Origin of the sequence: Clostridium sp. AF15-41 (assembly GCF_003604095.1) — a bacterium.
In the GTDB taxonomy this organism is placed as follows: Bacteria; Bacillota; Clostridia; order Lachnospirales; family Lachnospiraceae; genus Coprococcus.
Genome location: NZ_QTMQ01000003.1, coordinates 237,537 through 253,350, shown reverse-complemented (window position 1 = coordinate 253,350; position 15,814 = coordinate 237,537). Strand labels below are relative to the sequence as shown.

The 15,814-nt window shown below is 36.4% G+C and carries 17 protein-coding genes; 15 read left to right on the top strand and 2 right to left on the bottom strand.

Annotated features, from left to right (window positions below):
• Positions 1-195 precede the first annotated feature (195 nt).
• Positions 196-1,275 (bottom strand): hypothetical protein, encoded by a 1,080-nt coding sequence (locus tag DWW43_RS03820; RefSeq protein WP_044945627.1) that lies wholly within the window; start codon positions 1,273-1,275, stop codon positions 196-198.
• Between the two features lie 317 nt (positions 1,276-1,592).
• Between DWW43_RS03820 and DWW43_RS03815 the strand changes: the two genes are divergently transcribed.
• From DWW43_RS03815 to DWW43_RS03745, 15 genes are all read left to right on the top strand, one after another.
• A complete protein-coding gene (locus DWW43_RS03815) occupies positions 1,593-1,817 on the top strand; it encodes a hypothetical protein (protein WP_008401861.1) in 225 nt (74 codons plus the stop codon).
• A gap of 447 nt (positions 1,818-2,264) precedes the next feature.
• Positions 2,265-2,624: a hypothetical protein gene (locus DWW43_RS03810; protein ID WP_119962767.1), complete on the top strand. Its 360-nt coding sequence runs from the start codon at positions 2,265-2,267 to the stop codon at positions 2,622-2,624.
• A gap of 45 nt (positions 2,625-2,669) precedes the next feature.
• Positions 2,670-3,851, top strand: coding sequence for an amidoligase family protein (locus DWW43_RS03805; RefSeq protein WP_119962766.1), 1,182 nt, complete (start codon positions 2,670-2,672; stop codon positions 3,849-3,851).
• 1 nt (position 3,852) lies between these two features.
• Positions 3,853-4,299, top strand: a complete 447-nt coding sequence (locus DWW43_RS03800) for a gamma-glutamylcyclotransferase family protein (protein WP_165853012.1) — start codon at positions 3,853-3,855, stop codon at positions 4,297-4,299.
• Positions 4,300-4,305: 6 nt separating this feature from the next.
• Positions 4,306-7,422: a S16 family serine protease gene (locus DWW43_RS03795; RefSeq protein WP_119962764.1), complete on the top strand. Its 3,117-nt coding sequence runs from the start codon at positions 4,306-4,308 to the stop codon at positions 7,420-7,422.
• On the top strand, positions 7,419-9,017 hold the full coding sequence (locus tag DWW43_RS03790) for a hypothetical protein (RefSeq protein ID WP_119962763.1): 1,599 nt from the start codon (positions 7,419-7,421) through the stop codon (positions 9,015-9,017). Before DWW43_RS03795 ends, DWW43_RS03790 begins: the two co-directional genes overlap by 4 nt.
• A 109-nt stretch (positions 9,018-9,126) precedes the next feature.
• Positions 9,127-9,519: a hypothetical protein gene (locus DWW43_RS03785; RefSeq protein WP_119962762.1), complete on the top strand. Its 393-nt coding sequence runs from the start codon at positions 9,127-9,129 to the stop codon at positions 9,517-9,519.
• Between the two features lie 57 nt (positions 9,520-9,576).
• Positions 9,577-10,782, top strand: coding sequence for a hypothetical protein (locus tag DWW43_RS03780; protein ID WP_119962761.1), 1,206 nt, complete (start codon positions 9,577-9,579; stop codon positions 10,780-10,782).
• 91 nt (positions 10,783-10,873) lie between these two features.
• Positions 10,874-11,389 (top strand): hypothetical protein, encoded by a 516-nt coding sequence (locus tag DWW43_RS03775; RefSeq protein ID WP_044945618.1) that lies wholly within the window; start codon positions 10,874-10,876, stop codon positions 11,387-11,389.
• Between the two features lie 16 nt (positions 11,390-11,405).
• The gene (locus tag DWW43_RS03770; RefSeq protein ID WP_119962760.1) at positions 11,406-12,206 is read left to right on the top strand and encodes a metallophosphoesterase family protein; all 801 of its coding nucleotides are present in this window, start codon (positions 11,406-11,408) and stop codon (positions 12,204-12,206) included.
• 24 nt (positions 12,207-12,230) lie between these two features.
• Positions 12,231-13,259, top strand: a complete 1,029-nt coding sequence (locus DWW43_RS03765) for a hypothetical protein (RefSeq protein ID WP_119962759.1) — start codon at positions 12,231-12,233, stop codon at positions 13,257-13,259.
• Between the two features lie 14 nt (positions 13,260-13,273).
• Positions 13,274-13,690, top strand: a complete 417-nt coding sequence (locus DWW43_RS03760; RefSeq protein WP_133302394.1) for a hypothetical protein — start codon at positions 13,274-13,276, stop codon at positions 13,688-13,690.
• 7 nt (positions 13,691-13,697) lie between these two features.
• Positions 13,698-14,444 carry a metallophosphoesterase gene (locus DWW43_RS03755; RefSeq protein WP_165853011.1) on the top strand — a complete coding sequence of 249 codons (747 nt, stop codon included), beginning with the start codon at positions 13,698-13,700 and terminating at the stop codon, positions 14,442-14,444.
• 24 nt (positions 14,445-14,468) lie between these two features.
• Positions 14,469-14,804, top strand: coding sequence for an ASCH domain-containing protein (locus DWW43_RS03750; RefSeq protein ID WP_055223872.1), 336 nt, complete (start codon positions 14,469-14,471; stop codon positions 14,802-14,804).
• Between the two features lie 28 nt (positions 14,805-14,832).
• Positions 14,833-15,531: a macro domain-containing protein gene (locus DWW43_RS03745; protein WP_117548694.1), complete on the top strand. Its 699-nt coding sequence runs from the start codon at positions 14,833-14,835 to the stop codon at positions 15,529-15,531.
• A gap of 28 nt (positions 15,532-15,559) precedes the next feature.
• Here DWW43_RS03745 and DWW43_RS03740 read toward each other — a convergent pair whose 3' ends face one another.
• Entirely contained in the window at positions 15,560-15,757 is a 198-nt protein-coding gene (locus DWW43_RS03740) for a helix-turn-helix transcriptional regulator (RefSeq protein ID WP_117548695.1), read from the bottom strand.
• Between the last annotated feature and the right edge of the window lie 57 nt (positions 15,758-15,814).

Here is a 15,814-nt window from a genome sequence, read left to right as displayed (position 1 = left end):
ATCTGGCATCTGTGTAACATATGTTTGACAAACCTACAGAATAGGATATTTTTTCTATATATTCAAATCGGACAGAAACTATGTGGATATGTGTGTTTATATACTCCTTCAAATTTATTTAGAGTTTATATGTACAACATATATATTTACAATGGAGCAACGACAAAATGAAAAATTGGGTAAATTATAAGCAAACTATTGGTTTTGGTTTACTTTTAAATTGTGTCGTTGTCTATGAAGTGCTGTACTGTTGTATGAGATATTTATTGGTTTAAGAGAATATGATATATCTGTTAGCCTTGACAAATATCCCATTATATTAAAAGAAAAAATTCTGTCAGATTCAAAAATGATTTGTAGAAGGTGCCTCATAGGTAAAACCATTTTATCTCCACCTATTATCATGCTGAGCGTAATGGGAATATTAAAAGTGGAAAAATAAAATGATATACTTTCTTCGGGGATTGATAGCAAATCAAACATGTTAGTTCTAAAATCTTCTAAGTGCTTGCCTTGAGCAAAAATATCTATTAATCTGAAATCCCCTGACATGATACAAAGTTCTTCAACAGGGAAAATGCATGTTGTATCAGAATATAGGTCGATAATATATTCTTTATCTTCAATGTATTTGGTTAATTTGGATAGACGGTAATAGTCTATATCAGATGGAGTATAATCAGTATTATTGGAAAGGTTAAGACGTGTAAACGCGTCATTTATTGCTACACAGTCATAGTATACAGGACGAGTTTCCCAAAAAGTGGGTGGTTTAATAGATTTTGTCCTATTTTTATGAATTTCATATAATCTATAGCTTTTATCGGGTAAAAAAGAAAATATTGTAAGCCAAGTTAATAATTCGGTCAAATCGCTTGTTATGAGATTATGTAAAAAAACTGTTTCAGTACGTGATGTAGAAAAATTTTTATTAACATAATTAATAAGTCCTTTTTTATTTATTGTTGCAGAATTTAACAAAAGAATCCAATTATCACGTATTTCGCTAATTATCTGTGGATTATAGTGGAGCATTATTTCAAGTTTGCTCCAGAATTTTTTCTCATAGCCAGGTGTCTTATTAATTACACGATTTACTCTAGTTGCATCCGACCACAGAGCCTGTTCATTATTAATTATTTGTCCTGTGAAAATGGCTTTGTAAAAAACTGCAGGAGTTCTGTATTCATATTGTGGAGTGTATATTATAGGTTCGTTCGTTTCGCTATTTGTAAAGATGTCTAAATATAAATTCTTTGGGGTTATATCATCCATGTTGAGTTTTCCTCCTGTTGTAAATTTACTATATATTTTCAATTTATTTCCAATATTTCTGAGTGGTAAAACAATATCAACAAATAAATTATAACATTTTTTTAAAATAAAAAAAGAAGAGATAAAAAGAAAATATTGGTAGACAACGTTATCGGCATATATAACAAGTTCTTGAATAAGAAAGAAAATGTTGAATGAAATATTCCCCATCTGATGATGATCTTTGGCGCAGATCGAAACATAGATTGCAACATTAGTTGATATGTCATGGGAGCCGGCCGGTAACCTAAAATAATATAATATTAGGAGGAAATAATATGTCAAAGCATTGGAATCCAGAGGATTATACATTAGTTAATCAGTTGTCAGATATTATTAACGGCAAGGATGTAGTGACTAGTGATGATGGAACCGTAATGAAGGGAACAGAAAATCATGTATCTGTATTTTGGCCAAGCAGTTCATCGAAAGGGCATGGACATGCGGGGTTCGATTATGATGATGATGGCAATTTGACAGGATATGATATTTACCATTCCTGAACATATTTCTACCAGAAGAGACCGATTGGTGATTGGTCGAAATCCAGTGGCTGGCTGTGACGCAGACTCCGGTTGGTCACTGGATAGTGGGAAAACATGAAGTATTTATTGACGAAAGAGCAGATATAGCTAAGGCAAATAGGTTAAGTTTGGCACTATCAATGTCTATGTAAATCAGGAGGTTTTACTTCCTTTTATAAAGTCCAAATACCATGATATCATTGATGCTTATCATCGTAGACTTGATGGAAATAAGTACTTGGAATACTCCGGCAACATATGGCTATAAACAATTCAGATAAAGACCACGGAAATATACTCTTTCTAGTAGTCATAGCTACGTGTTAATAGTCAAAAGTACACAGTATCTGAATGTATTGAACTACGATATTAAAAAGAAAGGAAACATATGATTATTAGCTTATAAATAGTCATACAAGGTGCAGTATGTCAAAGACCAAAATTGAGAGAGCTATTGAGCTTCACTATCAGAACTGTCATATTCCTGTTCTTTGTAAAAACAAGTCATATGCAGATGCGGCAACAGGCAGGAAAGTCGATTCTTTGGTTGCGAAAGAATATGGCCGGGTAATGTTCGTTTCGGATTCAATGCAGTATGTAAATCAGAAACTGGATAAACCTATTTATCATGAGTTTTTTTGGAATGAGGATAAGGTTATTCATCATAAAGTGATCAGAGCAACCAGAATCAGTAAGCATGGTATGGATTGGAAAGATGTATATCATGCCAGGTTTTTCTGTAACAATGAAAATCCGGTTTTTGAGGGAGAAGGAATACCTCAGTAGTGGCTCAACAGTGATAGAGAGATATTGTTTGAAGGAACTTCCAGAGTGGTACATAATTGGTTGTATCTAAAATGTCCTGTAGTAAATGATATTGAAGAATTGAACACACGCATGGGCTATCGTGAACATATGAATGCGTGTATAAATAGTCAGACAGATATTAGGATGTTTTCTACGTGGATAGATCCTAATCATTACTGCACAGGATATTCTGAAGATTTTGTGTTCAAGCATCCTGGTACTGTGAGAGAAGACCTTAATGAGTGGATAAATGGTATATATAAGAAAAAAATAGATGCTTATCGTAAGCAGCATGGAATCAAAAAGCGCAGGTTTGGATGTGAGATAGAGTTTACCGGTATATCGAGAGATACTGCTGGAAGAGTAGTTGCGAGAACTCTTGGCACACAGAAGATCTATAAGGGCGGCGTGTATAACGAACATCATATTATTGATAGAATGAGTCGTACATGGAAGATAGTCAGAGATGCATCTATTAAGCCTTCGGTTACAGCTGACCATCAGAATCCGAAGCTGGATCATTATAAATGTGAGCTTGTCATGCCTATTCTTGATTATGGGGATATTCAGCTCCTCGAAAAGATAACAAGTGAAATCAAGGCTAAGGGAGGGGGTGTGAATCAGTCTTGTGGAATGCATGTTCATGTGGATGTAAAAGGCATATCTGCTATTCAGCTCCGCAACATAGTTAATATTACAGCACGTAACGAAGATATGTTATGCGAAGTACTTAGGGTTAGCCCGGACAGGGTCATGAGATGGTGCCATAAGACAGAAATTGGTTTTGCCGAAGTAATTAACGATATACCAAGACGGGAAATATCTTTGGCTAAAATAATGAATATATGGTATGGAAATAGTGGTTCATCACATAATCATTATGATCGTACAAGATATCGTATTCTTAATCTTCATAGTTTCGTTGAAGGAAAAGGAATAGAATTCAGGCTTTTTAACGCAACTCTTGATGAGAAAGAGGTTAGAGCAAATATTGTATTGGCACTTGCTATTTGCTGTACGGGTTGCTATTTGAAAAGAACAAGGGGATATAATAATGCTTATAGATGTAGTCATATGAAGGCGTGTTCTTTCGAAAGAAAGAAAATGTCAAGCTTTATGAATCAGGTAGGAATAGTTGGCAATGAATTCAGCAGTGTCAGATCACAGCTGATGAAAAATATGGATGGTGGAAGGAGAGTGGCATGATATGAGTTATTATATTGCGTATGGAAGTAATCTGAACAAGGAACAGATGAAGTACCGCTGCCCCACTGCACATGTAGTGGGGAACGGATATCTTATGGACTATGAGCTTGTTTTTCGTATGTATGCGACTATTGAGAAAGCAAGCGGAGAAAAGGTTCCTATAACTGTATGGAGTATAGACAGTGAGTGTGAAAAGAGTCTGGACCGTTATGAGGGATATCCGAGACTTTATAGTAAAGAGACACTTCCAGTTACCATAAATGGTGAAATGTACAATGCGATGGCCTATATCATGAATGCGAATATTAGACCATATCAGAAACCTACGGAGTCGTACTATAGGATAGTTGGTCAGGGGTACGTGGATATGGGATTAGAACTGGAATATCTTGACAGGGGAATACTCCGGACGGAAGATGCGTTGCAGATAAATTCGGAAATGAGGTGATGCGATATGAGCGGAAATATAATACCAATTGATAAGAAAAGGTTTGAGAGAAATAACGCAATGACGTTTGAAGAAACATTATATGATGTAACAACAAATATGGATGAAAGAGCTTTTTACTTGATGAATCATACCAGCCTTGATAATGGGTGTGAACCATTAGGCGAGATTGTCAGACTTATCAATATTATAGTTACATCCGATGGTATGGCTGCTTTGGAAGTTGAGGCTGCTGGTAAGAGATGGTCGGTTGTAACTAATCGTAAACCAGAATACTTCGATGGATATGCTGGCAAGACAGTGTATATTTCAGGTCTCAAATCTATATGCAAAGATGAAAATGAAGAGAAATGGTACATTTGTTCCTGTAATGATGTGACCGACATGGAAGAAAGTCTTGTAAAGACCGACAAAATCTCGAAAGAAGAGAAGGTGAAGTTTCAGAGAAGTGTTGAGAAGTTTACTCCCGAAATACAGAAAGATCTGGGAAATAAAAAACTGGCACTAGCAGATAAAAATGCTGAAGAAGAGAAAAAGTCTGAAGTGACGATATACAAAGAGCAGGAAGAATTGGACGCACTATATAACATACTCAAAAAAGTTATGCCACTGGAGTTTCGTAATGTTTATGAAACAATAAGATGCAGACTTGATAAAAACTGCTCATCATCAGAAAAACGTAATTACCTGAAACAGATGGGGGACATATTGGACATCGACTGGGTTCGTGATGCAGATTACAAATACATAGATATAGATGCTTTAAGGAAAAAGATAGAGAAGGAACATATTGGTCATCGTAAGCAGCTTGAAGAGATATATACAGAATTTGAAGCTGCTAACATATCTGGTATAGCTCCTAAAACAATATGTCTGATTGGGCATCCTGATGTAGGACTCAATCATCTTGCTGAAGTGATTGCCGGTTCTATAGGGCGGGGACATACAGTGATAAATCTGGCGGGTATACAGATGAAGGAGACCGATTCTCTTACTGGTACATCAAAGATATATGATAATGCACGGGCTGGTCTGGTATATGAGCATATCAAGGAAGCGGGAGTGAGAGGAGTCTTTGTTATAGAAGATTTTGAGCTCTATGAATCTGGAATCAGAAATACGCTCCTTCCAATAATAGAGAAAACTTCGTTTGTTGATAAGTTTGTTGAGGTGGAAATAGGCCTTGCGAATATGTTCGTGATCGTTACATGCAGTGACATCAAGGATATTCCGATGTCGTTAAGAGCCAACATGACTACGATATATTTTCAGGATGCGGAAGAGTCAGAGATCATTGAGACAATCAACAAGATTATCGTGCCGAAGTATTGCAGGGAATATGGTATTGATTTCCCGAAGAAGATTCCGGCAAAAAGCTGCAGAATACTTATATACAAGCTTGCGAACATGGATATGAATAAGCTTGACAATGTAATCCGCACCATAGTTGTCAAGACGGTGACAAAAGGAGAGACAGCCTTCCCGGATTTTTCAGTACAGAAAATCGATAATTATTATTATACAGAAGAAGATTATAAGAAACTTCATGATACTTATGTACGGAACATCACTGGTGCAGAGCACAAGTTCTTTGTCTGTTATGATGAGTATGAGGAGTGTGTACAGAAAAAGGCAATCAAGCTGTTTGAGATCCTTAACTGGGGAAATGATGAGAGCCAGAAGGAGTATGCTAGAGACGTGGTACATTATCTGGCAAATATCTTTAAAGGAGATACAGCACCCCTGGCTATCGGCTCAATAGTTGATGAACTGAATAAGACTCATTATCTTCAGAATGATCTTGGGGAGAGAATTGAAACCGCGGTTTTGTCAAAGAAATTGGAAAAAAATACAGGCAGGATGACCGTTATCGGTTTAAAGGGCAGAGCTGGAACAGGTAAAACCAGTACAGCAAAGGCGATAGCCAGAGCAACAGGAAGAAACTGTATTAAGATCAATGTAGGAGGTGCTGGAGGAGGCGAGATCATAAAGGGAACGAATAAAACAGTTCGTAATGCCGGACCTTCTATGATCATTCGGGAACTTGAAAAAAGTGGTCATGGAAGTTATTCAGATGTGATCATCTTAGATGAGGTAGATAAAGCTACACCGGATTTCTTTAATGCCTTATATGAATTTCTTGATCCGAATGAAGAGTATATATATGACCAGTACCTTGAGTGCCAGATCCCGAAAAATAACTTTATTGTTATTCTTACATTTAACGATATTACCTGTATCCCTTCACCAATCATAGATCGTATGGAGGTTGTTGAATATAGTAACTATTCAATTCAGGATAAGAAGATAATCATAACTGATTATATTCTGCCGAAGTTAAGGGAGAAGTTCTCGATTGGTGAACTGTCTATAACCGGTGACGCATTGGAACTGTATGTGAATCAGTATGATGTTCTTCCCGGTATGCGTGATGCGGAGAGAGATCTCGAATACATCCTTATGAGAATTGCAAGAAACAATAATGGTGAATTTGACGATTGTGTGGTCATTAGTAAGGAGCTTTTACGCGAGGCTCTGGGGCAGGAGAGAACAGTAGGGATGAATGATGTGCCGCCACTTGCAGTGGGAAAATGCGGATTAGCACAGGCTCTCGCTGTTACAACAAGTGGTATTGGTGTATGCACGGCAGTGGAAACAGTTGTTAATCCTTATCAGGATAAGAAAGTTGTTGTAACGGGTTTATTAGAAGGCTCCTGTCTGGAATCGGTAACACTTGCGTGTTGTTATGCTGGAAGATATATGGAGAAAGAGCTGCCCAAGCTGCATATTCATATGACGGATGCTGTAAAGAAGGATGGTCCTTCAGCAGGCTTAACAATAACGATGTCTATCCTTTCATGTCTGTTAGAAAGGCCGATTCCTGACGGTATAGCCTTTACCGGAGCTATTGATCTTTATGGAAATATAGGACCGGTAGGTGGAACATTTGAAAAGTGTATTGCTGCAGAACGATCATTGATAAAAAAAGTTATTGTTCCATCCGAGTGTTACAAAAGTCTTGTAGACAGAAACGAGCTTTGCAGGTTAAGTGTAGAGCTAGTTCCGGTAGATACGATGGCAGATGTAACTAAATATGTATGGAGCGAGGAGGTGCAGAGATGAATCCATTTATGCCATTTGACTACTTAGGGGATGTTGCTGAGTCGGCTTATAAAAAAATATATACCGGAGACGGAGCTGCATTTGGATCTTGTGTTGAAAGAATTTTATATGTACTTGATCGGCTGGTCAACGCAGATATGATCACCAATACGACAAGAAAAAGGATCAAAACATTTCTTGCAAGGGAAATTCGTCTATCTGATATTCAGGTGATTTCAAGTCATACCAATCATGTTGTTCTGCTCAATACAGAGACACATGAACAGGATTCATTTGATCTCAGAGAATACATAACATGGATCACAGAGGCACTTTGTAAAGATCCAATCATGAAGAGAAATCTTCATGGCAGAGAAAATTACGAAGGTGTTAAGAGTGTTCTTAATGATTATGGGGATGACAGACAGAAAATTCTGTCATCTGATACCTGGATTGATTTTTATATCTGCGATGAAGTGATATTTTTCACAAAGAAGGATGAAGAAAATATCCATTTGTATATACAGAAAAGAGAAAAGGATGTAACAGCTTTCCTGAGAGAACGTAATGCACTAGAGGATGCATTACTTATGGAAGAGGCACTGGCAGATGGCAGAATTTATCGCTTCGATAATGATGAATCTGTATTTGTCGAAGATATACAGGGTGGTATAATAAAAATAGAAGATGTGAAAGACGACATATGCGATTATTCATACATGCAGGGTAATATCCTCAATCAGCTGGCAGATGGCAGTCTTTTGATTCTTGAAGGCAGCAGACTTATTTGCCTGGACAAGACTGGAATCAAGAAGGTGATAGTTGATAATGCATTTATTGGGGTAACCAGCGTAGAGGGTAATGAAATTTATTGGAAAAGCAGATTTAGACGAAAGGATGTAGAGATAGGTAATAATAGAGATATCGAGAAAGTAACAAGGAAGAAGATGTTACGTTGTCTGAAGAAGGACAAAGTAAGTAAAGAGATGTTATGGAAAGGTTTGCTGTTAACTCTTTATGATTTTGACCGTATGAACTTTGATGAGCATATCGGTAACCGGATCAAATTTGCCTGCTTCTTCGACAGACTGCCCATGCCATTTACTCTGAGCAGGATCATGGACAGTCTTTCAGAAGTGGAAGCGTACTGTTATGACGGGGACATTATCAAAGGCGATGGATATATAGAAGCCATGGGTTATCTTATGGATATAGATATTGATCGGTACGATGAGAATGCCACAACAACTGCATTAATTTATTTGTTGGAGAACGTAACCATAAATCCATATGAAAGAATAGCAATGCATTCCGGACATGGGATTCTTGATTGTGTAGAATTTTTCTTTGGCGTTAACGATGAAGAGAATAATAAGGGAAGTTATGATGGAGAAGATAAGGATTACCCAATGTTAGACGTCGCTGACGATGAGTTCATGAGGCTGTTGGATAAAAAAATTGCTGAACTGGATAAACAGATAGAAAAGGAGGAACGCAAGGAAAGAGAAAGTAAGAAATCGGCAGAGCAGCGTAGATCAAAAGAAACTGACAGAGTTTCAGAGACTTCTGATAAAGGAAGAAGTGCAGAGATAATCAGAATGCCGTTTGGGGATTAATTTAAAAAGATACAATCGATTTCATGTTTTCTGAACACTATTGAGTAATAGTTTATTGATTGGCCGAGTTATAAGAAAATAGAGCAAATAAATATATGGAGTGACTTTTTTGAAAGGATTATTTATGGATAAAAATACGGAGTCAGATTCTACAAATAAAAGAAAAAGAGTAATTGTACGTTGTAGGGATGGGATATCAGAGCAGTTTAAGATAGACCAGTTGTATGGTGTTTTAAGTGAAGATAACGATATTCACGTAAATGGTTCTATAGAAATGGTAGGAAATAATTATGAAAACATCAAGAGAGTTAGGGTGTATGTTAATTTATGTGACAAGGAAGGAGCAATACTATATGTACTAAACGGCTGGAAAAATTATCCTGCTGTTAGTGGAACATATTATTCGTTTTCGCTTTACTGCAGTACAATAGATAGATTTTTTGATGTTGACGAACTTGATTATGCAGAATTGTACTTGAGCTTTAACGAGAAGAAATCATAAAGATGCGTAGAATTACATAATAGAAAACAATATAGATATACGAAGGAGGCTGGTAACATGCGAAAACAGGGGATTAAACTCAAGGATAAATCAACACTCTCAAAGGGCGAATACTTGTTTGATCATTTTTTGTATGGGCTTATATTAGGGTCATTTGACATATATAATATACTTCCATATTTTGTGCCAATCGCAAAATATAATAATTCAATTCCAAGGTTGATTATTTGCATGTTATTGACCAGTATGTTCGGAATCCTTTTCAGTTACAATTATAATCGGAGTGGTAAAGGGGTTATTCAAGATGTTTTATTAGGTATTGGATCTTATACAGTTTTAACTATTGGGAAATACGCGTTTAGTTTCATCAGGTGGTTAGGAGTGGGACTATTTGTGATATCGCTGCTTGGAGTTGTTCGCATAATTGCTAAGAGGATAAGGAGAATAGATAGAAAAAAACAGATTATTATTTCAAGATTCCTTAGAAGCACACAGGTGGTAAGGCGCAATGCTGGAGTCTGTGCGGCGATAGTCATTATAGCGCTGCCAATAGCACTTAAATGCTTTCCAAATGATAAGTTAAACGAGGATTATTATGCAAAGGTTTGTGCAGAGTATGGTCTTAATGCTGAAGATGTACAAGATGGAATTGGAATATCGGGATATGGAGGAGAACTAAGTGTTCATGAAGACTATGGAGATGAATATAGGCTCGAGGAAAATATAGATACCATAAAATGGATAAGAGATAATGATACATTTCAAACACTTGATTATGAAGAAAAGTGTGATGTTTTGAGAGCAATCTGTTATTGCGAAGGACGATATCTTGGGCTATGTAAGATAGATATCGAGTTTAAAGATATTGAAGATACATCATTGCTTGGAACATATAATCATTCAACCAAGACGATTATCATTAATTCTAAGCCGATAAAAGATGGTAGTTTGCCAGGCGGAACATCTGACGAACTCCTTATGACTATTTTACATGAATGCAGACATTGCTATCAGAATCTTGTTTCAGAAATGTATATTAATGTAACTCCGGAACAGAGAAATCTATACGCATTCAAGCAGAATGGAGTGAATGATTGGATAACAAATTTGAGTAATTATAAACCAGGGGACGAAACATTGGAAGGACAGATGGAGTATTATGAGCAGCCGATTGAAAGGGATGCCAGAATCTATGCGGAGACAGCGGCTCAGATATATTACCTAACGATTGATAGTCTTCTGAATAAACAGACAGATGACTAGATATTAGAAGAAATCAAAGAACCTGAGGATGAGATTATTACTATATATGACAATGAACCGTGAAGTATACATTATAGGAGGAGATGGACATATGATGATATTCAGGAAGAAAGAACGAGATGATATTTTAACTAACGAGCCATATGCTGCATTTATTAAAAAATTTGATAAGCTGCAAAGTGTTATAAATGAAAAGATACATATTAGAATCGACATGAATGACAATGGTAAGAAAACAGGATTTACAAGTGGATTTTACCTTGATTCTTGCTATGCACAGTGGTTTGAGTTGAAGTTTGAATTCTATGGATTGGATAACGAAGAGAGCAATCCAAACCAGCAGCTTTATGTGATGCATAGTTTGGAATATAAATTTGTAGATGATGATTATAATGATATGATGCTGGACACAGTTGCAGATATAGAGAAGAGAAATGGTTACATATATTTATCGTCATTGGTTCATGAGTGTGAAGTGAGAAGCTCAATGAACAACAAAAATACAGTAACTGTAATGTATTCGGTACTTTGTGATAAAAAAGATGCAAAGGAAGTCTGTTTACAGCTTATAAATCACGATATTGCATTGTTTACTCGTAGTTTTTAGATAACAGGAGGGTGTAGTGAAACAAAATTGGTTTTTACTAGGAGATATCCATGGCGAAGCTGCAGCCATAGAGTATTTTTATAATCATCATAGAGAAAGACTAAAGTTGGATGATTGCCAGAATAATATCATATTGTTAGGAGATGTTGGATTAAACTATTCAATAACAGGATTGGCGGATTTTTATTACAAGACATCACTATCAAAGCTGCCATTTACATATATTTGTTTGCGAGGAAATCATGAATCTAGAGTCAGTGATGTGATTAAGCGCAATCCATCGAGATGGAATCCGATAGAAAAATATGGCGGATTGGTTTATGTTGAAAATGATTTTCCGAATATCGAATATCTTGTGGATGGTCCGGCTATTTATGAATTTGCAGATTACAAGATATTGTCTTTGCCAGGAGCATACTCTGTTGACAAATGGCTCAGATTGGCAAATGGGTGGCAGTGGTTTGCTGATGAGCAGCTATCGGAAGAAGAAATGCAGTATGGAAGAATGCTGGTTAATCATGAAAAATCAGTGGATTTGGTTATTTCGCATACATGTCCTATAGAATTTGAACCGAATGACTTGTTCCTTGGCTCAATTGATCAATCTCAGGTAGATAAGACCATGGAATTGTATTTGGGTGAAATTGAAAATCAGTTGGATTATCGTAGATGGGCCTGGGGACATTATCATGCGGACAGATTGTATCCATGGAAAGATGGTAAGGAAAAACTTATGCTTTTTAATGAACATGTTGTGGATCTGTGTAAGTTCATGGAGATGGGGAAAGCAGATTATTTTGTGGATATATTGGCATAAGTCGGTAGATGCGGAGGTGAGTTTATGCCAACAAAAATTAATGTAAATGGAAAGTATCCGTGTTGTGCTAATTGGGTTGTGATGAAAAGAACACGTGATGGTGTAATAGCGAAAAACTGTCTGATTGATGAAACGATTAAGTTGTCAGACAGAGAGGCTAGATATTTGACAAGACTTAATGGAAATAGAAATCCATATAGGATGAAAGGATTTTCAGCCGATGAATGTACCAGCTACTTTAGATTCTTAAAAGAATGTATGCTAGTAAGAGAAGCAGGAAGAAGTATGCATATAGATGAGATGAAATTATATACATTGATTATTCCTAATAAGACTAGAACAAATTCGGTAATTCCTAGAATATTGAACTTTCTGTTGTGCATCTTATTCCTGCCGGTTTTTGCATATGGGCTTTACTGTATATTTGCATATGAAAATACATGGGGGATGGAAGATCCTACTATATTGAATATATTACTGGGAAGTATTGGAGGTATTTTTCTGGGAACGATATTGCACGAATCTGCACATGCTTTTTCCTGCTTAAGTGATGAAAATGGAAGAGTGTTTGAAGCTGGAGTGATGTTGAATGGAATGTTCCTTGGTGCATATGTTTTAATCGATGAATCAAAGATAAAGAGCAATACAAAAAGAGCACAGATTAATCTTGCTGGTGTGGAAATGAATTTGTTGTTAGCAGGAGTACTTATGATATTGGCAACATTTGGAAATTTCTTGAGACCATGGAAAGTAGCTCTGTTATTTGCCGCATTACAGAATGTTTTTTTAGTACTCATGAACCTGGCTTTTACTGAAGGATTAGATGGGGAACATGCTTTAAGCAGTCTATTTGGAGGTTTCGTTGTCGATGCGGCAAAAGCAAATCTTTCTGTGTTGTTTGATAGACAAAGAAGAGTCGATTATTTTGCTGTACATGGTATATGTGGGGCAGCAAATATATGTGTAAGTCTTGTAATTTTAGTTTTTCAATTTATAGTGCCGCTTGTAGTAGTTGCAGATATCAGTATATGGATAGGAGCGCTGTTTCAATGAATTTGAGATACGATATGGCAAAATTAGTAATAGGTGCAGTCAATGTAGGTATGATATTGTATTCTTCCGTATGTTCAGGATTGACATGCACATTTGGTTTATGGGGAATTGCAACTGCAGTTGGAATATTGTGTTTAGCTGTGAAAAGTGTGTCTTTCATTAAAAAGAATGAAAGTATATGGATGTTCGTTCTTGTTTTATTTGTTACGATTCCTTTTAATGTAAGACTTGCAACAGTAGCTGTTGAGGAGTGCTTTGCAGAAATCAATGTTTTTTCAAAGATATTGTATATTGTAATGGTATGTATGAGTCTGCTGTCTGCGGAAGAGATATTTATAGGGTTGTTAACGAGATTTATTTGGCCTAGACAGGATGAATCATTTATATCGGAACTTAAGAAAATTGATGAAAACATAGATCAGAATGGGTAGGAGTAATATGCTATATTTAATATCAGATATTCATGGTAATTTGTTAGAATTTAAGCAAATTTTGAAGAAGATAGAATTTGATGGAGAAAAAGATAATTTAATAATTATGGGAGATATTTTGGATCGAGGGCCGGATGGGATTGCTCTGTTGAGATATGTCAAACCATATATTTTAGATAACTCGATGGAATTGCTGCTTGGTAATCATGAGTTATTTGCCGTTATGTATCTAAACGGTGTTCTTGGCGAAAAGAATACAGATAAGGTTCTTGATGAGAGAACATGGACGGCCTTTGGAGGTGGAGACACGTTAAAGTCGATTAAAAACATGACAGCCTTTGAGAAGAAAAATTTATTATCCTTTTTGGAGCACTTGCCTATTTACTCGGAAATTAGCTCCCGATATCTAGGAAATGTAATCGTTACGCATACTGGTATTGATTGCAATAATTATGTAATGAACGCAGATGGAACAATTAATGTTAAGAGTAGTATAAAAAAGGCTTTTGAAAATAATATTTACAGTTATATGGTTGGTATGGACTTACATCAAGTCCCCAAGAAAGATAAAGAACGGTTTGATCAATTTATTATTGTGGGACATGTTCCTTGTTTCAGATTAAATAAAGATATGAGTAATAAGTTCTACAGAACAGATTACTATATGGATATTGACGCCGGAGCTGGACACATGGAACAAGGGGGAACATTGGGCTGTTATTGCGTTACTACTGATGAGGAGATATATCTTTAGCAAAGGATCAGGAGGTTGCAGGTGATGCTTCATGAAATGAGATTAAAACCAGATCCGTTCGAGGGAATAGAAGCCGGCAAGAAGAAAATTGAGTTCAGACTCTGGGATGAAAAGAGACGGCTTATCAAACCCGGAGATAAGATATTATTTACAAATACAGATACCGGACAAAACATATTGACCTATGTTGTGGATATTCATAAAGCGGATTCTTTTGTGCAATTAAAAGAAGTGCTTGTTAAAAAGAATCTGATTGAAGAAAATGATTTTGAGCCTTCAACAATGTTAAAATATTATAGCAGTGAGGAGGAGAAGGAGTATGGAGTGGTTGGAGTTGAGATTGCATTGCTGAGTGATTAATCTTAGACAGTGGTATGAGAGAAATTGAATGGGTAACGTTGCAAATCTACGAAATAGACAGGTGAAAGGAAATGGGAAAGTGAAGTTCCTGGACAAAATATATATAATAGATATTGATGAAAAAATGATAGATAGCTTGATGAAGTATTTTCAATGGGAGACTAATGTTGAACTTTGTTGTTGCGATATAGAGAGCTTTCTGAAAGATCATATAGAAAAAATAGACGGAGTGACAAGTGCGGCAAATTCATTTGGAATAATGGATGGAGGGCTTGATAAGGCACTGGTTGATTTCTTTGGCGAACAATTACAGTCAAATGTGCAAAGGGTAATTCAGAAAGAATTTCTTGGCGAACAACCAGTAGGAACATGTTTAACTATAGATATACCGGGGTATAACAAAAAAATACTACATACACCAACGATGAGGATTCCCCAACCGATTTTAGATCCGCGAATTATATATACGGCAACTCGCAGTACACTTGTTGAAGCGATAAAAAACCAGATTTTTACAATAACGTTGCCTGCGTTTGGACATCTAACGGGTAATGTTAAATCGGAAATTGTAGCACAGTATATGAGAATGGCTTATGATGATGTAAAAAAAACACTTCAAGAGACCTCTTCTATAAATACGTGGGAGTTTGTATACGAAAATAAAAATATAGATGGGGTTTTATTTAAAAGCTATTTTTCAGGTAACTCTCCCCATAATAAACAGTAAGGACTGGGGCAGATTGCCCCGGTCTCTACTATTCTATATGAAATACATCCTCAACCATCAGGTTGAAGTATGCGGATATTCGCAGCATAAACTCAGCGGATGGAGTGCCTTCGCCACGTTCAATACGACTGATGGTTCTGGTACAGAAGCCTGTTGCAGCTGCGAGATCATCCTGAATGATGCCACGGCTTTCGCGGATTTCTTTTAAGTTGTTGACAACTGCCATTTCAATCACTTCCTTGTAGTTTTCTAAGTTTTTCTTTAAATCAAAGTATAGTGGGAT